Below are 262 nucleotides of genomic sequence, written 5' to 3'. Positions count from 1 at the left end.
TTGGGTGTCGTAAGCGCCGTCTGCCGATGCTGCCCTGATTTTTCTGTGAGTCTGCCGGATAAGACCCGGGAAGGCTTCTGAGTCCGTCACATTGTTCAGCGACAGGTTTGCACAGATGATTTCATGTGTGTTGCTGTCAACTGCCAGATGCAACTTTCGCCATATACGACGGCGTTCCTGGCCATGCTTTTTGACTTTCCATTCGCCTTCACCAAAGACCTTCAGCCCGGTGGAATCAATCACCAGATGCGCGATTTCACCC

At 52.3% G+C, this 262-nt stretch carries 1 protein-coding gene; it reads right to left on the bottom strand.

What is annotated here, in order from left to right; genetic code table 11:
- Window positions 1-262, bottom strand: a 262-nt coding sequence (locus N6P30_RS24545; protein ID WP_260630021.1) for a transposase, incomplete at both ends; no start/stop codon positions are given.

It is taken from the genome of Enterobacter sp. PL1 (assembly GCF_945957325.1).
In the GTDB taxonomy this organism is placed as follows: Bacteria; Pseudomonadota; Gammaproteobacteria; order Enterobacterales; family Enterobacteriaceae; genus Enterobacter; species Enterobacter roggenkampii.
This window is presented reverse-complemented; position numbering and strand designations above follow the sequence as displayed.